Below are 22,857 nucleotides of genomic sequence, written 5' to 3'. Positions count from 1 at the left end.
CAGCCTATTTTTTGTTGTTATCGACAATCAGTAACCTGTACTGAAAAAACGAAAAAGAACGGGAAGCCAATGCTTCCCGTGATATATCTATGAGTCAGATTCGGTTTGCAACAATTCACCGTGCCGGCTAACCACGTAATCGGCGAGCTTCAACCACATCTGGCAGTTGCCCAATACGGCTAAGTACTCGCCCGAGTGCTGGTAAGTTGTATAATTCAATTTCCATATCAATGGTGGCCAACTGTTTTTTGGTATCACTGCGGCTGGCAACACCCAGCACATTGACTTTCTCATTTGCTAAAATGGTGGTGATATCGCGCAGTAATCCACTGCGATCATTGGCTATCACCCGTACACTGAGCGAGTAACCTGATGAGTAGCACTCACCCCACACGGCTTCAACAACCCGTTCTGGTGCATGACTGAGTAGATCATGTAGCTGTTCGCAATCAGCGCGGTGTATCGAAATACCTCGCCCTTGGGTGATAAAGCCAACAATGTCATCCCCCGGAATGGGCTGACAACAGCGCGCAATGTAGTGCAATAAATTCCCAACGCCTTCAACCACAACACGACCAGGCTTATGCTCAGTACTCTTTTGGGCGGCATTTTGGGCTTTTTGCTCAATGCTACGCAATGCCTCTTTATCGGCTTGCTCTGCATCAGGCTTCATCAAGCGGTTATGTAGGAAGTTAATTAGCTGATTAAGGCGTAAATCGCCACCACCAATACCGGCCAGTACCTCTTCCATACTTTTGACATTGAAACGCTCTATTGCCAGCTTTTCAACATCTTTAAACCCCAACCCCATGCGTGAAAGCTCACCTTCGAGCATCTCTTTACCGGCAGCAATGTTCTTATCGCGATCAAGCTTTTTAAAGTAGGCATGGATCTTCGCGCGCCCACGACTACTGTTCACAAAGCCTAAGTTAGGATTTAACCAGTCACGGCTCGGATTAGGATTTTTCTGGGTGATGATCTCTATCTGATCACCCATCTGCAATTTGTAGGTAAAAGGAACGATACGCCCGCTGATTTTTGCACCAATACAGCGATGACCGACATCGCTGTGAATATGGTAGGCAAAGTCGAGCGGTGTTGAGCCACTTGGCAAGTCAACCACATCCCCTTTCGGGGTAAAAACGTAAACACGATCATCAAAGACCTGACTACGCAGCTCATCCATCATCTCGCCAGAGTCAGAGATCTCCTCTTGCCACGCCAGCAGTTTACGTAACCATGCAATCCGCTCTTCATAGCCCGAACGCACGTTGCCACCGCCCTCTTTATATTTCCAGTGGGCAGCAACACCGAGTTCAGCATCTTCATGCATCTGACGGGTGCGGATCTGAATTTCAATGGTTTTACCCTGTGGCCCCAATACTACGGTATGGATTGACTGATAACCGTTAGGTTTAGGGTTTGCCACATAATCATCAAACTCTTTGGGCAGATGCTTACAATAGGTGTGTACTACGCCTAATGTGGCATAACAGTCTTGCAGACGCTCGGTAATGATACGAATAGCACGCACATCAAACAGCTCATCAAATGACAGCATTTTTTTCTGCATTTTCCGCCAAATGCTGTAGATGTGCTTAGGTCGACCCGATACTTCGGCAACAATACCTGCCTCTTTGAGGTGTGATCGCAGTATTTTCACAAAAGCATCAATATACTGCTCACGGTCAATCCGACGCTCATGCAATAGCTTGGCAATTCGCTTGTACTCATCAGGATGCAGATAACGGAAGCAATAATCCTCTAACTCCCACTTTAATTGCCCAATCCCTAAGCGATTAGCCAACGGTGCATAGATGTTAGTACACTCTTTGGCCGCTAAGACCCGCTGCTCTTCATCGGCATCTTTCACTTCACGCAGATGTGCAATACGCTCGGCCAGTTTGATAACTACACAACGAAAGTCTTCGACCATAGCCAGTAACATGCGTCGCACATTATCGACTTGTTCAGAGGAAGTAGAACCGTTTTGTGTACCATTAAGCTGGCGTATGGCATCCATATCCAACACACCGCGAATAAGATCTGCAATTGGTTTACTGCACTCTTCTTGTACTTGGGTGAGCGTTAGCAACTTAGCTTCAACCAATGGAAAAACTAATGCTGAACGTAAACTCTCAGTATCCATACTTAGCGTGGCCAGAATTTCGACCATTTCCAGACCACGCGATAGCACTGTACTGGCTAATGTTGGCTCAGTAATACAGCTTTCACAATAACGCCAAGTTTCGGATACACAGGTTTTAGCCTCAGGTGATAAACCCAGACTGTTAATCCATTTTTCGAGCGCAAACACCCCGTCTTTATTTAGGTGAGCACCGCGAACTGCGACCATAATTAATCCCTATTTCTTGGCTTTTATGCTAAAAATTAACGATATAAAGCAGATATTCGAACCGATACAATACCGTAATCATCATCTATGATGCGCTGAATATTTCATAAAAAATCGTACCGTTAACGAATTATACTCTGACTTGGCATAGTGAAACGCGGCATTAAAAACGTCACCTTTTAATGGCTAACATTTTACCTTTTTTGGCGAAGAAACAGCGCCATTGACTCAACATGTGCCGTCTGTGGAAACATATCTAACGCACCGAGTTTTGCCAATTGATAACCAGAATCACGTAAAATTTGGCTATCGCGTGCCAGTGTTGCCGGATTACACGACACATAGACAACATGACTTGGGCGCAAGTTCACTATATGCTCCATTACAGCTAACGCCCCCGCCCGTGCAGGATCAAGCAACACCTTATTAAACCCTTCAGCACTCCACGGTTGTGTCGTAAGCGGTGCATCAAGATCACAACAGAAAAACTCAGCGTTACTGATCTGATTTTCATGTGCGTTAGTTTTAGCCTGCTCAACCATCGCGGCCACACCTTCAACACCCACCACATAACCGGCTTTCTGCGCAATCGGTAATGTAAAGTTCCCCATTCCGCAGAACAAATCCAGCACCCGATCATCGGCCGATAACGCCAGCCACGTTAATGCCTGCGTGATCATTTTTTGGTTTACATCAGCATTCACCTGAATAAAGTCACGTGGTGAAAATTTCAGCGTTAGCCCATTAACCTGATAGGTCGGCCATTGGCCAACTAAACAGATCACCTGTTCACTATCAGGGGCAGAAAATAGACTCAGTTGATGTGCCTTTGCAAATTCAATCAATATTGCCTGATCTGACTCTGACAAAGGCTTTACATGGCGCACGACTAAAGCATGACCATTATCAGCCTCTACCAACTCAATATGGCCGAGTGAAATAACCCCACGCAACGTTTGTAAGCACTGCTTTAATGGCAGGATAAGTGCAGAGAGCGATGGCTGTAACACTGGGCACTGCTGAATATCAACCAATGTTTTAGCATTTGCACGCCGAAAACCCAACGTTAGATCGCGGGTCTTTTTATCGGCCAACAGACTCAATCTTGCTCGGCGGCGGTAACCATATGCATAACCACATAAGGGTGCAACTACTGTTGCGGGAGTAGTGACATCACGAGTCATTAAACGCAAAATTGCTTTTTGCTTAGTCTCAATTTGCAATGCATATTCGATATGTTGCATCTGACAACCGCCACACAATGCAAAGTGTGGACATACGGGTTTGATTCGGGCGTCAGAAGCGTGTAACACTTTTTGCGTGTTTGCTTTCGCATACTGGCGTTTATCTTCATAAATCCGCACCAGTACTTTTTCACCAGGCAGTGCACCCGTTACAAACAGCGTTTTCCCTTTCCAACGCGCAACACCTTGCCCTTGATAATCAAGAGAAAGGATCTCAACTTCGGCAGTTTGTACGACAGAAGCCCGTTTTTTTACTGGAGTATAAAATTGCACCATGAATATCTAGCCATAATCAGGTAAATTATGCGAATAATCGGCAATTCTCCCACAGATAACGACTGATGACCAATTACGGCCTGCGCGCACGAGTAATCACCATGACACTGGCCCCAACCCTAATTATCGGGTTGCTGCTCAGTACTTTTTTTGTCGTTAATCGTTATCGCGATCTCAATCAACAACTGATTGATGAGGGGATCTCGATCATCGAGCCTCTCTCTGTCGCCACTGAATATGCGATGACATTCAGAAACCGAGAGTCAGTTAAGCAACTGATCAATTTATTGCACCGTCGTCACTCAAATATAGTGCGCTCTATTGCTGTATTCGATGCTGACAACCGTTTATTTGTTACCTCTAATTTTCACCGTAATTTCTCAGTACTGCAACTTGATGATCAAAGTAAATTACCGACACAAGTCATGGTCACACGGCAAGATCAACTGCTGGTGATCCGTACGCCTATTTTTGCTGAAAATTCATTGCCTGAGCTATTACTGAGTAATCCAGATAATAATCCACCACTTGGTTATATTGCTGTAGAGCTCGATGTTAAACCTATGGAGTTGCAACAATATCAAGAAATAGCAGCCTCACTCGGAATGTTGGCTATCGGCATGATTATTGCGGGTGTATTCTCTTACCGCCTGATGCGTGTAGTGACCGTGCCTATCACCCATATGGTGCATACTGTTGATCAAATTCGCCGTGGGCAGCTTGATAGTCGGGTTGCGGGTAATATGCTCGGTGAGTTAAATATGCTGAAAAATGGCATTAACTCGATGGCTGTTTCACTCACCGTATACCATGAAGAGATGCAACAAAGCATTGATCAGGCCACCTCTGATTTGCGGGAAACGCTCGAACAGATGGAGATCCAGAACGTCGAGCTTGATTTGGCGAAAAAACGGGCACAAGAAGCGGCACGCATTAAATCTGAATTTTTAGCCAATATGTCGCATGAACTACGTACACCGCTTAATGGTGTTATCGGCTTTACTCGTCAGATGTTAAAAACTCGCCTCAGCACCAGCCAGATTGACTATCTACAAACCATTGAACGTTCTGCTAATAACTTGCTGACCATCATCAACGATATTTTAGACTTCTCAAAACTTGAAGCCGGAAAGTTAGTGCTTGAGCAGATCCCATTTGGGGTACACGACACGATTGATGAAGTGATACTACTACTTGCCCCAAATGCTCATGATAAAGGCATCGAGCTCACACTCACGCTCAGTCAAGATGTGCCTGAATATGTGGTCGGTGATCCCTTACGGATACAGCAAATCCTGACCAACCTTATTGGTAATGCCATTAAATTTACCGAGCATGGGAATATCGATATCTTAATTGAGCTACGTAGCCACACGCCGGGCGGAATTGAACTTCTTTTGCAAATTAAAGATACGGGTATCGGTATTTCTGAACGCCAGCAAGCACAACTGTTTCAGGCTTTTCGGCAAGCGGATGCCAGCATTTCCCGCCGTTATGGGGGCACAGGTTTAGGTTTGGTTATCACCCAAAAACTGGTTAAAGAGATGGGGGGAGAAATTGGCTTTCAAAGCCGCCTGCATAAAGGATCTAGTTTTTGGTTTACTGTGCCATTGGCGTTAACTGATAGTATGCACAACGATGTGCCCAAACTACTTTCACTGGCAGGGCAACATATCAGCGTCATTGAATCTAACGAGCACGCAGCCAGTGCAGTAATCAGTATGTTTGAGCAGCAACCTGTTATACTGCACTGCGCTGCAACACTGACAGAATTAACTATTACACAAACAGATATTTTATTGCTCTGTTTTGCTGCGACACTCACACCTGATGTAGCTGATATGTCAAAGCAAATTAAACAAGCACGCCGTTATACCCGTCGTGTGATTGTCGGCTTACCCAGTAAAGATCTCAATGTGGCTGATGCACTCATTCAAGCCGGTGCAGAAGCTTGCTTAACCAAACCACTGCCACGTGCGCGATTATTTAATACGCTGCAAGATGGCCATTCAACTACACTCCCAACTCCGGTTTGGTTGCCAGCAAAACTCCCACTGCATGTCATGGCAGTTGATGATAATCCAGCTAACTTAAAACTGATTGGTACACTATTACAAGAGATGGTTGAACACGTTTATTTATGTAATAACGGGCTTGATGCTGTTGAGCAAGCTTCGCACCAACCATTTGATATTATTTTGATGGATATTCAAATGCCAGAGATGGATGGCATCAGAGCCAGCGAGCTGATTCATCAACAAACCAATAATCAACATACCCCCATTATTGCTGTTACTGCACATGCTATGAGCGGTGAGCGCGAACGGCTGATGGCTGCAGGCATGGATGATTATCTAACTAAACCTATTGATGAGAGTATGCTACAGCGGATTATGGCTCTGCATACCGGCTGCAATCTGCCAATAACTGTTTCAACCGCGGCATTACCATGCCCTGCAAAACCATACCCAGGCAATTCGGCACCAATATTAATCAGCAAGACAGATGCCATACCGGCACAAAACACTGTAGTTCGCGATATTACCAATACTGTCGCAACAGTACTTACAGTTGAAACTGTAAATGCAACGGAAACAACTGAGACAGTAAAAACCGTGATTGCAGGCAATGCCAGTGAAAACAGCAGCCTTGACTGGGCATTAGCGTTACAGCAAGCCGCGGGTAAAGAGGATTTAGCCATTGAATTACTGGAAATGCTCCTCACCTTCCTGACCGAAATTGAGCAACGGGTACACAATGTACTCAATGAACAGGATGAGCCTGAGATCCTTGCTAAAATTCATACGCTGCACGGCAGTTGCAGTTACAGCGGAGTGCCGCGCCTAAAAAACCTCTGTCGTCAGCTTGAACAGCTATTACGTCAGGGAACGTCAGCGACAGAATTAGAACCAGAATGGCTCGAATTACTCGATGAGATAGAGAACGTTAGGCATGAGTCTTTACGTTTTATTCCACATCAGGTCACATAAGCGCAGGTGATATAAGCACTGTTGCAAAAGTACGAGTATCACTTTGCAAAAAAATCTGACTAAGATACGAATAAAAAAGGTGAGCTATCATGCTCACCTTCTCTTTTTTAGCTGCTATGCTTGCTAAGTCACTGCCAACATTACCGTTCAAGAAGTACTGTTGCCACAGCATAATGCTTCTCATCGGCAATGGTCACATATGAACTTACAGCACCCAGCAAAGCTCGCTGCGTATCTGCATGCGCATACCAATACAGACAGGGTTTGCCTAATGGATCAGTGCGCACCTCTATCTGATTAAACGCTATACCACCACGAAATCCAGTACCCAGCGCCTTGGCTGCCGCCTCTTTTACTGCAAAACGCTTGGCTAAAAAGCGTACTGGCTGCGTACTGGCCTGATACAAGGTCAGCTCGTAGGGTGTCAAAACTCGCTGGGCCAGCTGTTCACCGCTACGATTAACCACCGCATCAATACGCGCGATTTCAACAATGTCTGTACCTAAACCGCAAACCGCCATTATGCACGCGCAGCCTGCATCAACTGCTTCATATCGGAAACTGCATTCTTCAGCCCATCAATCACCGCACGACCAATAATTGCATGGCCGATATTTAGCTCATACATCTCAGGTAAGGCCGCGATCGCAGCTACATTGTGGTATGTCAGGCCATGTCCGGCATTGACCGTCAGCCCACGCCCAGCAGCATATTCTGCCGCTGCTGCAATACGGGCCAACTCCAGTTGTTGTGCAGCCTCGGTTGGCGCATCAGCATACGCACCGGTATGTAATTCAATAAATGGTGCACCGACTGCAACAGCAGCATCAATTTGCGCCATATCAGGGTCAATAAACAGTGAGACTTTAATCTGTGCCGCAGTTAAACGTGCCACTGCGTCAGTCATTTTACTCAGCTGACCAGCAACATCCAACCCACCTTCGGTTGTCACCTCTTCGCGCTTCTCTGGCACTAAGCAGCAAAAGTGTGGTTGCACCTCACAAGCAATCGCCAGCATCTCCTCGGTGACAGCCATCTCCAGATTCATCCGCGTTTGCAGGGTTTGCCGTAAGATTTTCACATCGCGATCAGTAATATGGCGGCGATCTTCACGCAAATGTACGGTAATACCGTCAGCACCGGCCTGCTCCGCAACAAATGCTGCATTCACTGGATCAGGGTAAATTGTTCCACGAGCATTACGAATTGTCGCGATATGATCAATATTAACACCGAGCAGTAACTTAGACATGTTTCGACTCCTTGGCAAAATGGCGGAAAAGCTCCCGACTTTTTAATGGCTTACCACCAAGATAGGGCTTTAATGCTAAACGCGTAAAGCGTTTTGCTGCTTTTAATTGATCAGCGGTATCAAATTGGCGTGCTGCCAGTGCATACAGATGCTGACCGCTAAAACTGAGTTGATCAACAATGAGTGATGCAATAAACCCTCTCTCTTCACGGTAACGGTATGTCATCTGTTTATCAACGGGTAACCCACTACCTGCACAGCGTACAAAATCAATCCCATAGCCAAGCGCCTGTAACAGTGCCAATTCAAAACGGCGTAGAGCCGGTTCTGGATTATTCGGATATTGTGCCAGCTCACGCAGGCAGGTGAGATAGTCAAGAAAAACAGAAGAGTAAGCCGTTTGTGGCTCAAGAACACGAGTAATCAGCTCATTGACATACAGCGCACTGTATAAACCAATACGGCTAAAAGGCAAGGCTAATGCAGCAGGCTCTGCACTGCGCAATGTTTTGACTTCTCCACGCCCACTCCAGCGGAGCAGTAAGGGAGTAAAGGGCTGTAAACAGCCCTTTAAATTGGAACGGCGACTGCGTGCACCTTTAGCAAGTATTCGCAGTCGCCCCTGATCTTCAGTGAAGACATCCAGCATCAGGCTGGTTTCACTGTAAGGGCGAGCGTGAAGTACAAAGCCACGCTGCCACCCATCCATCAGAAAGTATCCTTGTACAATTACAGATCGTCCGTATAACCGAGGCTGCGCAAGGCACGCTCGTCATCCGCCCAACCTGATTTCACTTTCACCCACAGCTCCAGATGCACTTTGGTATCGAACATCGATTCCATGTCGCGACGCGCTTCAGTACCAATTACCTTGATCTTGCTACCTTTCGCGCCAATCACCATCTTCTTCTGGCCTTCACGTTCAACCAAAATTGCCGCATTGATATCGTAAGTACCCATTTCGGTGGCGACAAAACGCTCAATCTCTACGGTAACGGAGTACGGCAGCTCTTCACCCATAAAGCGCATCAGCTTTTCACGGATAATCTCTGAGGCCATAAACCGCTGTGAACGGTCAGTGACATAATCTTCCGGAAAGTGATGTGTACCTTCTGGCAGTTTATCGTGCACAATACGGGCAATTTCATCAACGCCCGCACCGGTTTCAGCCGAAATAGGCACAACATTCAGGAAGTTAAACTTCTCTGCTAGCGCCTGAATATGTGGCAGCAAAATATCTTTTTGCTTGATGCAATCAACTTTGTTGATCGCCAGAATGACCGGACAACGGGCATGACGCAGTTTACCCAGCACCATGTCGTCATCTTCATTCCAGTTCGTGCCTTCCACCACAAAAATGATCAGCTCTACATCACCAATAGAACTGGTGGCAGCCTTATTCATCAAGCGGTTAATCGCGCGCTTCTCTTCGATATGCAAACCCGGAGTATCGACATAAATAGCCTGATAAGCCCCTTGGGTATCAATACCGACAATACGGTGACGCGTAGTCTGAGCTTTACGTGAGGTAATCGAAATTTTCTGCCCCAGTAACTGGTTCAGTAAGGTTGATTTCCCAACATTTGGGCGACCGACAATGGCAATAAAGCCACAATGTGTTTTTTCAGCTTCGGTCATACCAGCTCCAACAATGTAAGTGCTTGATCAGCGGCAGCTTGCTCCGCTTTACGGCGGCTTGAACCCACACCGATAACCGGTTGAGCCATGCCTTCTACGCTGCAATGAATCGTGAACTCTTGATCATGCGCTTCACCGCGCACCTGCATCACATGGTAAACTGGTAACGGTAAACGGCGACCTTGCAGATACTCTTGCAAGCGTGTTTTAGGATCTTTTTGCCGATCACCTGGGCGGATCTCTTCCAAACGTTGCTGATACCACTGCAAAATCAGTTGACGAACCGACTCTAAACCCGTGTCTAAATAGACCGCACCAATGATAGCTTCAACGGTATCAGACAGGATAGATTCCCGACGAAACCCGCCACTTTTAAGCTCTCCGGGGCCAAGACGCAAATAGTCACCCAGTTCAAATTCACGGGCAAGTTCAGCCAGTGTATTTCCACGGACCAATGCTGCACGCATACGGCTCATATCGCCCTCATCAACTTTAGGAAATTGATGATATAGCGCATCAGCAACCACAAAACTAAGAATAGAGTCACCAAGGAACTCTAAACGCTCATTGTGTTTACCGCTGGCACTGCGGTGAGTCAGTGCCAGATGAAGTAACTCTTGATTCGTAAAGGTGTAACCTAGCTTACGCTGTAAAGTATTTAATGATGCATTCATCAACTACATAACCGATTAATGAATTGCGCCAATTCGGTTTAGGCGAACACCTGTTGGCCACTCTCCGGGTTCTTTATCAAAACTCATCCAGATAGCAACAGCTTTACCGACTAAATTGGCGTTCGGGACAAAGCCCCAGAAACGACTGTCCTTACTGTTGTCACGGTTATCACCCATAACAAAATATTCACCTTCAGGTACAACCCACTCACCCACTGGCTTTCCAGTTTGAGTGTAATAGTAGGCTGTAGCTTCTGGCATATAAGGATTAATAAGAATGTTATGCCCTACTTTCCCTAACTGCTCAGTAGCTTCAATTAACTGAGCATTCCCTTGATAAAACGGGCTAGGATGTATATTGCTATACTCAAGTTTGGTTAATGGCAAACATGCTTTTCCTGTAGGACAGGCGGGCTTAATGAACAATTGTTTATCTTGATAAACAATGGTGTCTCCCGGTAATCCAACAACGCGCTTGATGTAATCTAAGCTCGGATCTTCTGGATATTTAAATACCGCAATGTCACCGCGCTTAGGTTCACCGGTTTTGATCAACGTTTTTTGGAAGATCGGGTCTTTAATACCATAGGCAAATTTCTCTACTAGGATAAAATCACCTACCAGTAGGGTTGGCATCATAGAACCAGAAGGGATCTGAAAAGGTTCATAGATGAAAGAGCGCACGACCAATACAACGGCAATAACCGGAAAGATAGAGACAGAAGTCTCAACCCAACTTGGCTGTGGAGCAACCTTGTTTAAGGTTGCCTCATCAATACTGCCGCCCGCCTTCGCACGTACGTCCTCTTTTTTGGCATTACGCTTAGGTGCCCAAACCAGTTTATCTAAACACCAGATAATGCCGGTGAACAGAGTAACCAGCACCAAAATCAGCGCGAAGGTATTCGCCATGCTTGCTCCTTAAATCAATATTTGTCGAAAATTAATCTTTGCCGACATGCAAAATGGCCAAGAACGCTTCTTGTGGCAGCTCGACATTACCGACCTGCTTCATACGTTTTTTACCGTCTTTCTGCTTCTGTAGCAGCTTTTTCTTACGGCTCACATCACCACCATAACATTTTGCCAGTACGTTTTTACGTAACTGTTTGACGGTAGCACGGGCAATAATCTGGTTACCGATAGCCGCTTGAATCGCGATATCAAATTGCTGACGTGGGATCAGCTCTTTCATTTTCTCAACCACATCACGCCCACGACCTTGAGCATTATCACGGTGTGTAATAATTGCCAGCGCATCAACACGCTCACCGTTAACCATGATATCAACACGCACCATATCAGCGGCTTGGAAACGTTTAAAACCGTAATCAAGCGATGCATATCCACGAGAGGTCGATTTCAATCGGTCAAAGAAATCAAGCACCACTTCACCCATTGGAATTTCATAGGTCAGTGCCACTTGATTGCCGTGGTAAACCATGTTGGTTTGTACACCGCGTTTTTCGATACACAGAGTGATCACATTACCCAAATAAGCCTGTGGCAATAGCATATGACACTCTGCGATTGGCTCACGGATCTCATCAATATTATTCAGTGGTGGTAATTTTGATGGGCTGTCAACGTAGACAATATCACCATTGGTGATTGCCACTTCATACACTACCGTTGGGGCAGTGGTGATTAAATCAAGATCATATTCACGCTCTAAACGCTCTTGGATGATCTCCATGTGCAGCAAGCCTAAGAAGCCGCAACGGAAACCAAAACCCAGTGCTGTAGAACTTTCTGGCTCATAAAACAGTGAGGCATCGTTCAGGCTTAGTTTACCTAGCGCATCACGAAATGCTTCATAATCATCAGAGCTGATAGGGAACAGACCGGCATAAACCTGTGGTTTTACTTTCTTAAAGCCCGGTAATGCTTTGTCTGCTGGGTTACGCGCCAGAGTCAGGGTATCGCCCACTGGAGCGCCCAGAATATCTTTAATACCGCAAACAACCCAGCCCACTTCGCCACAGTTAAGTTCTGTACGATCAAGCTGCTTCGGGGTAAAAATACCCAAACGATCAACACCCCAAGTCTGGCCGGTGCTCATCACTTTAATTTTGTCGTTTTTACGCAGGCTGCCGTTTTTGATACGAACCAAAGAGACAACACCTAAGTAGTTATCAAACCATGAATCAATGATCAGGGCCTGTAACGGCGCTTCAGGGTCACCTTCTGGGGCTGGAATAGACTCAACCAACCGTTGCAGCACTTCAGGCACACCCACACCGGTCTTCGCTGAACAGCGCACCGCATCGGTAGCATCAATACCTACAATATCTTCAATCTCTTCAGCCACACGCTCAGGCTCTGCGGCAGGAAGATCAATTTTGTTCAATACCGGCACCACTTCCAGATTCATATCCAGTGCGGTGTAACAGTTTGCCAATGTTTGTGCTTCAACGCCTTGGCCAGCATCAACCACCAGCAGCGCACCTTCACAGGCTGCCAGCGAGCGAGATACTTCATACGAGAAGTCAACATGGCCTGGAGTATCGATAAAGTTTAACTGATAAACCTGCCCATCAGGGGCGGTATAATCTAGCGTAACGCTTTGCGCTTTAATGGTGATACCGCGCTCACGTTCCAAATCCATAGAGTCCAGAACTTGGGCTGCCATTTCGCGATCAGATAAACCGCCACAAATTTGGATGATCCGGTCAGACAGTGTCGACTTACCGTGGTCAATGTGGGCTATGATGGAAAAGTTACGAATATGCTTCATCAGAATTTGCGCGACCTTTGCTAGGAATCAAAGCAGAATCAGTGTTAATGATTTAAGTGGGTGGATTCTACCTGAATCGCTGGTTACTCGCTATCCTTGCGCGCATTCACTTTGTGGATTAGCCCTATTTATTCCAGTTTAAGTGGGTCACTTAGTCATAATTAGAGCAGCAATACCAACAAACTCGCGACGTAAATTGTGCACTAACATTAATTTTGATGTGATTATAGTAAAATCAGGTTTATTGTGTTTTTACTATTTTGCTTTTTATTTCTCTTTTTAATGTGCAGTTAAAGGGGTTATCACCCTCCGTTTTACAGCACGATGAGTAACAACATCACAAGTGTTGATCAGAATGTATTTTTTGACCATGGGTGACATTAAGGCTATCTATTGTTGATAGGATAGTGGGTTGATAGGCTTTTTGTTGGCTGGCTCGTTGCGCTATATTTCGTGCAATAAAAAAACCAATTCCCGTACCGAATGCGGTCATTACAATAACAATCCACTCTTGTCTAAAATATTGATTTGCAATCAATGCACTTACTACTAACCCTAATAACGGGATAAAATAGAGTGTAAACGCTGATCTGACTAAGCTAGCTTCAGATATTCCAATATCAACTTGTTGGCCCGCTGTTAACGCCACATCACTGTGTAGTTTAAGTGTATGTATGTTGCCCTTAGAGATGTTATCTAATACACTCATACCGCAATGAGATGCACTTGCACACCCACTACAACTTGATTTTTGCTGGCACGCAACCGTTGCAACCCCTTCTTGATAACTAACAACCGTCACTTTTTCTTGAATCATGCGTTATCTCTATCTCAGAGTTGGTTGAAATACAGAGTACAATGCTCAACCTCTATAGCCAGTTAGAGCACTCTATTTCAGTGTCTCTTTGTTTTCAGTTAAATCTAAAAACAAAGAGGTAAGCCTTCATATAGTGGGCTTACCTATTAGATATTTTTATATATTCAGATAGTGAGTATGTAGATAAAAACGTCTCTTTTAAAATACTCACTGTATGATGCACTCTAGACGCGTTCAATAAATAATACTTTATATCGTGTTATTTATTATCGTTTGTCGACACATTAGTAGGCGTAGACTCTGTGTCAAACTTTACCCCATGCACGATGCGTTTAGTGGTTGAGGGTGGCAACTCGCCGACCACGGTGATCTCATATGCGCCCTGATTTTCAATGTGTACCGTTCTACGACCTTGGCGTACGAGTTGTTCTTGCAGAGCACGGCCATCAGCAGGTGATACATAAACGGTAAAACTAAATAATCCATCAGAGTAAAGACGTGATTCAACAGGAATATCTACATTCGGTAAACGGTGACGACTTCGCGAAATCTCTGTAAACCCGTTTGGCACCCATGTTAATTTCCATGTCATTTTTTGTTTCGACTGTGGTTCAAAAGCTAAAACCGGTGGCAAAGACACGTCATCGAGCTTTGACATCACTTTTAATAACTCTGGTGTTATCACATAAGATATCACTCGATATTGTTCGAGTGTTTCACCATCACGATCAAGCAAATCGGCACGCAGTAAGAGTTTGTTCTCTTCATCTAGCCACACAACATAGCTATAACGAAAATCATCTCGTGGAACAATACGGACAACTTGGGTTGGGCGATCAACGACCCTAGCTCGCCCTACAGGAACAAAATCATAAAACTTACTGAGCTTTTTAAAATCACCATGTAAAACAGAGGGTAACGAATCCACAATGTATGAGCTACGAATAGTAAAAGGCTCAACACCTGACTCAAAATAACTGACTTCATCGCCACGTTGTAACACTTCACGACGTGGCCCATCAAGATAGAGCATCTGACTTAAATTACGGTTATCAATACGCGTATGCCGATAACGCATTGAGTCAATGCTGCTTTTGCTAACACGAATAAATGCCAGTTCATAACTTAAGTTTTGCGCTGCTACAGCCATATTTTCAAGCAGCGTTTGTGCTGATACTGCATTATTACGTGTTGAGTTTGGTGTTACTGCTGGTGTAACACGTTCTTCTCCCTGCTCTTTTTTTACCGGCTTTGGCGTTGCTGGCACAGGAGGCAATGAAGAGATTGTAGGCAGTTCTGCCGTTCCTTGTGATGCCATAGCATGAGTACTACATAGCCCAAATACTGACAGCAGGAAAAAGACAATTTGCTTCATTAGTGCTGTGTATTCCCGGCTTGTTGCGATAATTCATTTTGACGCGGCTCAATATTTTCCGCATTCAAACGACGCTGTAGCTCATAATCTTGTAACATCGCACTGATTCGCTTACGTTGCTCTTGCAATTGTTGCTCACTCGGTGCACCTGACGTAGGTACGCTATAGCTCACAGGTGATGCTTGCCCACCAATTGGCAACGTATTGAAAACAGGGCTATCTTCAAATCCGCTTTCTGGTTGATTGTAATATTGCACCCCAACAATCACCCCTAATGATACACACGCAGCTAACCCTAACTGGCTAACATTACCCAAGACAGGACGAATTTTTTCCCAAAAAGAGAGTTTGTGCCACGTTTCTGGTGTAGGTTGTGACTCTGGCACAGCGTTAGGTGCAAATAACGTGGGCTCATTTTCCAGTGCAGCAGCAAGGCGGAAGGTAATATCAAAATCGAGCACCGCCGGTGTCTCTCCGCGTAGCGTATCGCGGATAAGATGATAATTACGCCACGCTCCTTGCAGCTCACGGTCTTTCGACAGCTCACTCAACAACACGCTGTCTACCGATTCACCGTCCATCAGGGCGGAAAGTTGCTCTTTCTGCATGCCTACTTACCTATATTACCTAAAGGTGATATGACTGTTGTCGAATACCGATGCCTCGCTACAGAGATTAAATCGGTATTGCTATAGCAATTACTGCTGAATTAACGGTTGAATTTTACTGTCGATAAATTCACGAGCTCGAAATATCCGCGACCTCACTGTACCGACGGGGCAATCCATGATAGAAGCGATCTCTTCATAACTTAACCCATCTAATTCTCGCAACGTAATTGCCATTTTCAGATCATCGGGCAGTGCTTCTATTGCACTAAAAACCACCCGCTTCAACTCTTCTGACAACATTAAATTCTCAGGGTTCGATATTTCTTTTAACGCACCACCTACTTCAAAATTTTCTGCATCTTCGGCATCTACATCACTACTTGGTGGTCTACGACCTTGAGCCACTAAGTAGTTTTTAGCGGTATTGACCGCAATACGATACAACCATGTGTAGAACGCACTCTCACCGCGAAAAGACGCTAAGGCCCGATACGCTTTGATAAATGACTCTTGTACAACATCAGGGACATCTCCCTGCGGGACATAACGGGAAACCAATCCGGCTACTTTATGTTGATAACGAGTAACCAGAAGATTAAAAGCGCGTTTATCCCCCTGCTGAACACGTTCGACCAGAACCTGATCTGTCAACTGCTCGCTCATCCGAGGTGTTTTCTCCAAAACATTCTTTGTACAGCATCTCGCATTACTCGCTGTTAATATGAAATCGCAGTAATTGAGCCAGCTGGTGTGTTTGATGCTTATCTCTGGGTAAAGTTCAACGTTGTACTAAATTCTGTGAGTCAAACGTCTATCCAAAGACATAAAAACGATAACAATATATCAGTACCTGATCTAACATAAGATCCCTTTCTGAATATATATCATACGTTATGGAACAATCCCTTGAACATCTTTGCGATGTGCTAGTCATCGGCAGCGGGGCTGCTGGGCTTTCGTTAGCACTTCGTTTAGCACCACACTGCAAGGTGATCATACTGAGCAAAGGATCGCTCGCAGAAGGTGCAACTTATTATGCACAAGGTGGTATTGCTGCCGTATTTGACGAAACTGACAGCATTGAATCACACGTGCAGGATACACTGATTGCTGGTGCAGGGCTGTGTGATAAAGCAGCAGTTGAATTTATTACTGAAAATGCCCGTAACTGCGTACAGTGGTTAATCGATTGTGGTGTTCCTTTTGATATAGAAGGGCTTGCCACTGACCAAAAATTTCACCTTACACGCGAAGGGGGTCATAGTCATCGCCGAATTTTACATGCTGCTGATGCCACAGGAAAGGCAGTTCAAACAACATTGGTAGAGCAAGCCCGTCATCACCCTAATATCTTTTTATATGAAAAGTACAATGCTGTTGATTTAATCACCTGTGTAAAACAGGGCATTGTGCAAACTGAGCAACTGAGCGTCCACCATTTGCCACATGAACATGATCAAGTACAAAAAGTCGTAGGCGCTTATGTTTGGAACAGAACACTTGAACGGGTTGAATGTGTTCGAGCCAAAGCCGTTGTGCTTGCAACAGGTGGCGCATCAAAGGTTTATCAATATACCACGAACCCCGATATTTCATCCGGTGATGGTATTGCTATGGCATGGCGAGCAGGGTGTCGGGTCGCTAATATGGAGTTCAATCAGTTCCATCCGACCTGTTTGTATCATCCACAAGCCCGTAATTTCTTGCTAACTGAGGCATTACGGGGTGAAGGCGCTTACCTGCGTCGTCCTGATGGTTCTCGCTTTATGCCTGATTTTGATGAACGCGCAGAGTTAGCGCCACGTGATATTGTTGCCCGTGCTATTGATCATGAAATGAAGCGTTTAGGTGCTGATTGTATGTATTTAGATATCAGCCATAAACCGGCTGCATTTGTACAAGCGCACTTTCCCACCATTTATGAAAAACTGCTGACATTAGGGCTTGATCTTACTACTGAGCCTATCCCTATTGTACCTGCGGCTCACTATACCTGTGGCGGCGTAATGGTTGACCATGCTGGTCGTACGGATATTGATGGTCTGTATGCCATTGGTGAAGTCAGCTATACCGGTTTGCACGGTGCAAACCGTATGGCATCTAACTCACTGCTTGAGTGTGTAGTATATGCATGGTCTGCTGCCGAAGATCTGTTGCAGTGGCTACCTTATGCGGACATTGTTGACTCACTGCCCGCATGGGATGAAAGTCAGGTTGAATGCTCTGATGAAAATGTGGTGATCCAGCATAACTGGCACGAATTGCGGCTTTTTATGTGGGATTATGTCGGCATAGTGCGAACCACCAAACGGCTTGAGCGCGCCTTACGGCGAATTAACATGCTCAAACAAGAGATTCATGACTATTATGCCAACTTCCGCGTTTCCAATAATTTATTGGAATTGCGTAATCTGGTACAGGTTGCTGAGTTAATCGTGCTATGTGCGCTGCAGCGTAAAGAGAGCCGTGGATTGCACTACACGCTTGATTACCCTGAGCCACAATCTGATCCTCTGCCGAGCATTCTTTCACCGCACGATAGCCAATCAGGATCAACGCGGTAGCCGTACAAAGCAGCATCACAAACACGGCTCGAAAAAAATGACATCTGTAAATTGCCTGTTTAAATAGCAGGTAATTTACACAACACACTGCCTATGAGTATTTATCATTAATCCGATCAGTTTGCCGCACTACGGCAGAGAGCGTGCGCCATGACCTTTCACTCATCATATCGGGTAATAACCACAGCACCTTCTTTCTGCACCTCTTATTATGCGGATCACGCAGATAAATTAGCAAGCCAAATACGGAAAGTGAAAGCGTACGGCAGTAGCGCCACTCCCTGTCTTGCCACCGAATCAAATACATCTCACTAAATGCCAGTTTCCCACTCATTTTTAGCCCGTTGCGGCGTATCCTTTTATATTCAAAAAACATTAAAAACATCAAAAAAATAAGTAAAAGGGAATATAAAAGCGTATAGGAAAACGTTAACACCACAGTCAAAGCGGCTATGCTGAGTAGAAAATAAGCAGCACGTAAAATCCATAGTGCGCGCTGCGAAGGGTGAATATCAGACTGCCATAAATCCACGGGCTTGATTACGCGTTTTCATCAACACAACCATCGCATCTAAAACCGGATCTGTTGGCTTAGTGCTATTCATAAACCAACGAAATAGATCCGGATCATCACTCTCAAGTAGGCGAATAAAATCGACTTTTTGCACATCCGTCAGCGTATCGTACTCATGCTCAAAAAACGGCATGATAATCACATCCAGCTCTAACATCCCACGGCGGCATGCCCAACGCACACGCGCTTTATCATTAATATCCACGTTGCTGACTCCAATAAACCCACTAAAACGCGGCCGATCGTAGCATTTATTTGCTATTTTACGCTGATTTTATCGTGCAGATTTGTGACTAAACACGCTGTTCTGCCCAATTTATCCGCTTGAAAATCAGATGATTTCACATAGTCAGTCATCTTGTAGCGCGTTATAGTAAATACACTTTTGACTGATTTCGGCAGATAGACGAAATCACTTAGCCAAACAGACAGATGGACTTTTTTATGACACCTGCGATCACGCCTGATTTTTCCACTCAACCTGCTGTAATGTCATCTGAACTCGCCCTTTCGCTAATCCCGCTTGATCATCTTGATCTGCTGAATATCGTCGGCCCTGATGCCATCAAATACCTGCAAGGGCAAGTCACCTGTGATGTGCCAACGATCCAGCCAGAACATTACAGTTTAGGCGCACATTGTGATGCCAAAGGTAAAATGTGGAGCGTGTTCACTCTGTTTCATCTCAATGATGGTTTCGGCTGGATACAACCAAAATCACTCACAGAGCAACAACTGCCCGAACTGAAAAAGTATGCCGTATTTTCCAAGCTGACCATCACCGAAAACACGCAGTGGAAACTGGCCGGATTAGCCGGTTCACATGCAGCAACTACACTGCAAACGCTGACTGATACACTGCCAGATGCTGCTACACCGGTCGTCAACGCACCGTTTGGCCAGATTATGTATCTCCCCACACCGGCAGATCGTTACCTTCTGATTATCGATACTCACACCACGCCACAAGAGAGCTTGTACAGCACACTGCAACAATCAGGTGCAATACTGCATCATCACACACAGTGGCAGGCATTAGATATTGAAGCGGGTTTACCGCAATTAAGTGCGCAAACTATCGCGGAATTTATTCCACAGGCCGTCAATTTGCAGGCCTTAAACGCCATCAGTTTTACCAAGGGTTGCTATGCCGGACAAGAGATGGTCGCGCGAGCAAAATATCGGGGGGCGAATAAACGTGCCTTATATACCTTGTTGGGTAGTGCGGCACACCTTCCTGTCGCCGGTGAAAGTGTCGAGCTCAAATTAGGTGATAACTGGCGTAAAACCGGCACTGTGTTATCGGCGGTAGCCTTGCCTGCCGGCAAAGTACTGATTCAAATTGTACTTAGCAGTGATCTTGAACCTGACGCACAACTGCGCCTCATTGATGAACCGAGTAGTGAACTGGCTATCTACCCGCTGCCTTATCAGTGTGATCTTGCCTAACTAACGCTGCTATTTTGCCTTTGCCCCACTTACCGGTATCACAGTGATATCGGTAAGCGTAAAACAGGCCATCAGCCAACAACATATTTCTCAAAAAAAAGCCCTTCCCAAACAAAAAAAGGCCATAACAATCGTTATGGCCTCATATATCGTATTGGCTGATGGCTACTTTAGTTAACAGCGATATTCTTCAACAAGAACACACTTTAATGAATAAACAAAAATAGCCCTGCTGCCCCATATGGCTTATTGTGCTGCTGCGCGATCAGCAATAAATGCCAGCGCCATATCAATACGGGCCAACGCACGCTCACGGCCTACCGCATGCACTGTAGCATCAACAGAAGGTGATTGGCCTGCACCTGTCACGGCCACACGCAGCGGCATACCTATTTTGCCCATACCAATCTCTAATGCATCAGCGGTTTGCGCAATTGCTGCGTGAATCGCCTCTACGTTCCATGCTACATCAGCCAACTGTGCACGTACGGCTTCTAGCGGCGCTTGAGCAACCGGACGTAAGTGCTTTTTCGCGGCATCTTCATCAAATGCAGCAAAATCTTCAAAGAAATAACGGCTGGATGCCGCCATCTCTTTCAGTGTCTTACAACGTTCACCCAGTAACGAGACAATCTCAACCAATGCTGGGCCATTTGCTGTATCAATGCTCTGATCTTCCATATGCCATGCCAAGAACTCTGCTACACGCACAGGATCAACCGTATTGATATAGTGATGATTCAACCATAGCAACTTATCTGTATTAAATGCACTGGCTGATTTGCTTACCGCGTCTAAAGAGAACAGTGCTTCCATCTCAGCAATAGAGAAAATCTCCTGATCGCCGTGTGACCAGCCTAAACGCACTAAATAGTTCAACAGTGCCTCAGGCAGATAACCATCATCACGATACTGCATTACACTCACTGCACCGTGACGTTTTGACAGTTTTTTACCGTCATCACCCAAAATCATTGAGACATGTGCATATACCGGCACAGGTGCACCTAACGCTTTGAGAATATTGATTTGGCGAGGCGTGTTATTGATATGGTCTTCGCCACGAATAACATGGGTGATCTCCATATCCCAATCATCCACCACCACACAGAAGTTGTATGTTGGTGAACCATCAGTACGGCGGATAATCAGATCATCGAGCTCTTGATTACTGAACTCAATCGGGCCACGAATTTGATCATTAAAAATGACTGAGCCCTCTTGTGGATTGCGAAAACGCACCACATGCGGCTCATTAGGTGTATGGCTATGTGCATGATCACGACATAAACCATCGTAGCGTGGTTTCTCTTTATTCTCTTCTTGTGTATTACGTAACGCCTCTAAACGCTCTTTCGAACAGTAACAACGGTACGCTGTGCCTGTTTCTAGCATCTGATCAATAATCGCATTATAACGATCAAAGCGTTTAGTCTGATAGTATGGGCCTTCATCCCAGCCTAAATCTAACCAATCCATACCATCCATAATGGCATCAATGGCTTCCTGTGTTGAACGCTCTAAATCCGTATCTTCAATGCGTAATACAAATTCACCCTTCATATGGCGAGCATACAACCAAGAGTACAGAGCAGTACGAGCACCACCCACATGCAGATAACCCGTAGGGCTTGGCGCAAAACGCGTTTTAATTTTCATGATAAGATCGAGGCCTTTAACAAGCAGATAAACAGCACAGCCCTGTCTAATCGTACTCACTGAAACAGCAGTAACAACATAAAGGCTGAAAAAGTGCTGTTATTCTAGCACTCCGCTTTGAATCCACAACGCAACAATCAAAACAACACGCCAAATCAACAGAAAAATCACGTTAGAAATACAGAGTTGAAGAAAAAGAGATCAATTTGATTATTTTCCCGACGGACGTACAGTTCCATAGAAAAAAACGTTGACTCTCAACGAGTAGCCCCTATAATGCGGCCCTCGTTGACAGCGGGCGATTAGCTCAGCTGGGAGAGCACCTCCCTTACAAGGAGGGGGTCACTGGTTCGAACCCGGTATCGCCCACCAATACTTTCTGTTGTCAACACTAAGTAAATAAAAAAACAGTGGGTCGTTAGCTCAGTCGGTAGAGCAGTTGACTTTTAATCAATTGGTCGCAAGTTCGAATCTTGCACGACCCACCACTTTTTTAATATCATTGATTTCAATCGCTGATATAATAAAAGTCCCAGGGCGATTAGCTCAGCTGGGAGAGCACCTCCCTTACAAGGAGGGGGTCACTGGTTCGAACCCGGTATCGCCCACCAATTTCCTTCTTCAATGAAGGTTTGAGTGAA

19 protein-coding genes and 3 tRNA genes are annotated in these 22,857 nt (G+C 45.4%); 6 read left to right on the top strand and 16 right to left on the bottom strand.

Annotated features, from left to right (window positions below; all coding sequences use genetic code 11):
• Positions 1-127: 127 nt before the first annotated feature.
• Together relA and rlmD are read right to left on the bottom strand one after the other, a co-directional pair.
• Positions 128-2,356, bottom strand: coding sequence for a GTP diphosphokinase (relA, locus tag ACRC53_RS05830; protein WP_438642578.1), 2,229 nt, complete (start codon positions 2,354-2,356; stop codon positions 128-130).
• Positions 2,357-2,550: 194 nt separating this feature from the next.
• A complete protein-coding gene (gene rlmD / locus ACRC53_RS05825; RefSeq protein ID WP_438642577.1) occupies positions 2,551-3,876 on the bottom strand; it encodes a 23S rRNA (uracil(1939)-C(5))-methyltransferase RlmD in 1,326 nt (441 codons plus the stop codon).
• Between the two features lie 65 nt (positions 3,877-3,941).
• Between rlmD and barA the strand changes: the two genes are divergently transcribed.
• The gene (gene barA / locus ACRC53_RS05820) at positions 3,942-6,866 is read left to right on the top strand and encodes a two-component sensor histidine kinase BarA (protein ID WP_438642576.1); all 2,925 of its coding nucleotides are present in this window, start codon (positions 3,942-3,944) and stop codon (positions 6,864-6,866) included.
• A gap of 140 nt (positions 6,867-7,006) precedes the next feature.
• Here the strand turns inward: barA and acpS are convergent, their stop codons facing one another.
• The 11 genes from acpS to rpoE form a co-directional block, all read right to left on the bottom strand.
• Positions 7,007-7,387 carry a holo-ACP synthase gene (gene acpS / locus ACRC53_RS05815; RefSeq protein ID WP_438642575.1) on the bottom strand — a complete coding sequence of 127 codons (381 nt, stop codon included), beginning with the start codon at positions 7,385-7,387 and terminating at the stop codon, positions 7,007-7,009.
• On the bottom strand, positions 7,387-8,118 hold the full coding sequence (gene pdxJ / locus ACRC53_RS05810; RefSeq protein ID WP_438623702.1) for a pyridoxine 5'-phosphate synthase: 732 nt from the start codon (positions 8,116-8,118) through the stop codon (positions 7,387-7,389). Before pdxJ ends, acpS begins: the two co-directional genes overlap by 1 nt.
• Positions 8,111-8,827, bottom strand: a complete 717-nt coding sequence (gene recO / locus ACRC53_RS05805; protein WP_438642574.1) for a DNA repair protein RecO — start codon at positions 8,825-8,827, stop codon at positions 8,111-8,113. Before recO ends, pdxJ begins: the two co-directional genes overlap by 8 nt.
• Positions 8,828-8,847: 20 nt before the next feature.
• Positions 8,848-9,756, bottom strand: a complete 909-nt coding sequence (gene era, locus ACRC53_RS05800) for a GTPase Era (RefSeq protein WP_438623700.1) — start codon at positions 9,754-9,756, stop codon at positions 8,848-8,850.
• Positions 9,753-10,430, bottom strand: a complete 678-nt coding sequence (rnc, locus tag ACRC53_RS05795) for a ribonuclease III (RefSeq protein ID WP_438642573.1) — start codon at positions 10,428-10,430, stop codon at positions 9,753-9,755. The genes era and rnc overlap by 4 nt, the downstream gene beginning before the upstream one ends.
• Positions 10,431-10,445: 15 nt before the next feature.
• Entirely contained in the window at positions 10,446-11,342 is an 897-nt protein-coding gene (lepB, locus tag ACRC53_RS05790; RefSeq protein WP_438642572.1) for a signal peptidase I, read from the bottom strand.
• Positions 11,343-11,373: 31 nt separating this feature from the next.
• Positions 11,374-13,167: a translation elongation factor 4 gene (lepA, locus tag ACRC53_RS05785; RefSeq protein WP_438642571.1), complete on the bottom strand. Its 1,794-nt coding sequence runs from the start codon at positions 13,165-13,167 to the stop codon at positions 11,374-11,376.
• A gap of 337 nt (positions 13,168-13,504) precedes the next feature.
• The gene (locus ACRC53_RS05780) at positions 13,505-13,984 is read right to left on the bottom strand and encodes a SoxR reducing system RseC family protein (protein WP_438642570.1); all 480 of its coding nucleotides are present in this window, start codon (positions 13,982-13,984) and stop codon (positions 13,505-13,507) included.
• 259 nt (positions 13,985-14,243) lie between these two features.
• On the bottom strand, positions 14,244-15,359 hold the full coding sequence (rseB, locus tag ACRC53_RS05775; RefSeq protein ID WP_438642569.1) for a sigma-E factor regulatory protein RseB: 1,116 nt from the start codon (positions 15,357-15,359) through the stop codon (positions 14,244-14,246).
• Positions 15,359-15,967: an anti-sigma-E factor RseA gene (gene rseA / locus ACRC53_RS05770; RefSeq protein WP_438642568.1), complete on the bottom strand. Its 609-nt coding sequence runs from the start codon at positions 15,965-15,967 to the stop codon at positions 15,359-15,361. The genes rseB and rseA overlap by 1 nt, the downstream gene beginning before the upstream one ends.
• Positions 15,968-16,057: 90 nt before the next feature.
• Positions 16,058-16,633, bottom strand: a complete 576-nt coding sequence (gene rpoE / locus ACRC53_RS05765) for an RNA polymerase sigma factor RpoE (RefSeq protein ID WP_438642567.1) — start codon at positions 16,631-16,633, stop codon at positions 16,058-16,060.
• Between the two features lie 230 nt (positions 16,634-16,863).
• Between rpoE and nadB the strand changes: the two genes are divergently transcribed.
• Positions 16,864-18,534 (top strand): L-aspartate oxidase, encoded by a 1,671-nt coding sequence (nadB, locus tag ACRC53_RS05760; RefSeq protein WP_438642566.1) that lies wholly within the window; start codon positions 16,864-16,866, stop codon positions 18,532-18,534.
• Positions 18,535-18,625: 91 nt separating this feature from the next.
• Here the strand turns inward: nadB and ACRC53_RS05755 are convergent, their stop codons facing one another.
• Together ACRC53_RS05755 and sdhE are read right to left on the bottom strand one after the other, a co-directional pair.
• Positions 18,626-19,066: a protein YgfX gene (locus ACRC53_RS05755; protein ID WP_438642565.1), complete on the bottom strand. Its 441-nt coding sequence runs from the start codon at positions 19,064-19,066 to the stop codon at positions 18,626-18,628.
• Complete coding sequence (sdhE, locus tag ACRC53_RS05750) at positions 19,047-19,313, bottom strand: FAD assembly factor SdhE (protein WP_438642564.1); 267 nt, start codon at positions 19,311-19,313, stop codon at positions 19,047-19,049. Before sdhE ends, ACRC53_RS05755 begins: the two co-directional genes overlap by 20 nt.
• Positions 19,314-19,552: 239 nt before the next feature.
• Between sdhE and ygfZ the strand changes: the two genes are divergently transcribed.
• Positions 19,553-20,557: a tRNA-modifying protein YgfZ gene (gene ygfZ / locus ACRC53_RS05745; RefSeq protein WP_438642563.1), complete on the top strand. Its 1,005-nt coding sequence runs from the start codon at positions 19,553-19,555 to the stop codon at positions 20,555-20,557.
• 246 nt (positions 20,558-20,803) lie between these two features.
• Here ygfZ and gltX read toward each other — a convergent pair whose 3' ends face one another.
• A complete protein-coding gene (gltX, locus tag ACRC53_RS05740) occupies positions 20,804-22,216 on the bottom strand; it encodes a glutamate--tRNA ligase (protein WP_438642562.1) in 1,413 nt (470 codons plus the stop codon).
• A 296-nt stretch (positions 22,217-22,512) separates the two neighbouring features.
• On the opposite strand from gltX, the gene ACRC53_RS05735 reads away from it, so the two are divergent.
• The 3 genes from ACRC53_RS05735 (at position 22,513) to ACRC53_RS05725 (ending at position 22,827) form a co-directional block, all read left to right on the top strand.
• Positions 22,513-22,588 (top strand) — tRNA-Val (locus ACRC53_RS05735).
• A gap of 40 nt (positions 22,589-22,628) precedes the next feature.
• Positions 22,629-22,704: transfer RNA gene (locus ACRC53_RS05730), tRNA-Lys, on the top strand.
• A gap of 47 nt (positions 22,705-22,751) precedes the next feature.
• A tRNA-Val gene (locus ACRC53_RS05725) sits at positions 22,752-22,827 on the top strand.
• Positions 22,828-22,857: the final 30 nt, after the last annotated feature.

The sequence above is a fragment of the Plesiomonas sp. genome (genome assembly GCF_051652165.1).
Lineage (GTDB): Bacteria > Pseudomonadota > Gammaproteobacteria > Enterobacterales > CAMTGL01 > Plesiomonas.
Note: the sequence above shows the minus strand (reverse complement) of the source record. Positions and strands in the feature narration are given on the sequence as shown.